This is a genomic window from Paraburkholderia sp. JHI2823 (genome assembly GCF_038900695.1).
GTDB lineage: Bacteria > Pseudomonadota > Gammaproteobacteria > Burkholderiales > Burkholderiaceae > Paraburkholderia > Paraburkholderia mimosarum.
Map to the genome: position 1 here is coordinate 1 of NZ_JAYMRY010000133.1, position 1,316 is coordinate 1,316.

The following is a 1,316-nucleotide window of genomic DNA, read 5'->3' on the forward strand; positions in this document are numbered from 1 at the left end:
GTAAGTCAGAATGATTTTCCGTGAGGCGGAGGCTGGCCTGCCGTAGGAAGTCAAACGCGGGTTAGCATGACTGCCAGAGCCGCACGGTGTGGACAGGGCCCACACCCGGCGATTTCCGAGACGGAGGCCAGCATGCGCAACGATAGCACGATCTACATCGGACTTGACGTTCACAAGGACTCAATCACGGCTGCCTACGCGATCGATGCAGGCGAAGTCGAACTGTTCGGCAAAACGGGGACCACGGGGGCTGATATCGATCGCCTGTGCTGCCGCCTGCAGTCCAAGGCGCGGCACGTACGCGTCGTCTACGAAGCAGGCCCGTGCGGCTACGGTCTCTGCCGGCAGCTCATCCAGAAAGGTTTCGACTGCATGGTCTGCGCACCGTCACTGATCCCTCGCAAACCCGGCGAACGTGTGAAGACCGACCGGCGCGATGCCGTCAAGCTGGTCCGCTCCCTGCGCGCGGGCGACCTGACCGCCGTCCACGTGCCCAGCGTCGAGGACGAGGCATTCCGCGATCTTGCCCGCGCGTGGGGCGCTGCCCGCGAGGATCTGCGTCAGGCCCGTCAGCGGCTCAAATCCTTCCTGCTCGCGCATGGTGTCCACTATACCGGTGCCGCCAACTGGGGCGAGCCTCACCTGCGCTGGCTCGCCCGCTGCTCCTTTCCCAGCGCCTGGCAGCAGCTCGCCTTCGAGGAGCACCGGCGCACCATCGAAGACCGGCTCGCACAGTGCAAACGTCTCGAAACCGCCCTGCGGGACGCAGTCACCACCTGGCGATTCTATCCCGTGGTACTGGCACTGCAGGCCATGCGCGGCATCCAGTTCGTTACGGCCATCGGGATGGTCTCGGAGCTGGGCGACCTGTCGCGCTTCGGACACCCGCGCCAACTGATGGCATGGCTTGGTGTGACGCCGTCGGAACATTCATCAGGAGGCAAACGCCGGCAGGGGAGCATCACCAAGACCGGCAACAGTTACGCCAGAAAGCTCCTGGTCGAGGCAGCCTGGAGCTACCACCATCCCGCCCGATTGAGCAGGGAAATTCAGGCCCGTCATGAAGGTTTACCCAAGCCCATAATCGACCGCGCCTGGGACGCGCAGCTGCGTCTGTGCCGGCGCTACCGCAAGCTCGTCGCGCGGGGCAAGCAAAGAAACATCGTGGTCGTCGCCATCGCCCGTGAACTTGCGGGCTTCATCTGGGACATCGGCCACCTTGCCATGTCATTGGCTCTCCCACGGACATACGCAAACACCTGACGACAAGCACCACGCCCATCAACTTCAGCGCAGTTTCCTGGGGGCGGCGCAGC

1 protein-coding gene is annotated in these 1,316 nt (G+C 64.0%); it reads left to right on the top strand.

Going from position 1 to position 1,316, the window contains the following annotated elements; translation table 11 throughout:
• The first annotated feature begins 132 nt into the window (after window positions 1-132).
• On the top strand, window positions 133-1,263 hold the full coding sequence (locus tag VSR34_RS37920; protein ID WP_036047392.1) for an IS110 family transposase: 1,131 nt from the start codon (window positions 133-135) through the stop codon (window positions 1,261-1,263).
• Window positions 1,264-1,316: the final 53 nt, after the last annotated feature.

Bases quoted from the DNA above. Each gene is read 5' to 3' on its own strand.
- VSR34_RS37920 (WP_036047392.1), top strand. From the start codon at position 133: ATGCGCAACGATAGCACGATCTACATCGGACTTGACGTTCACAAGGAC.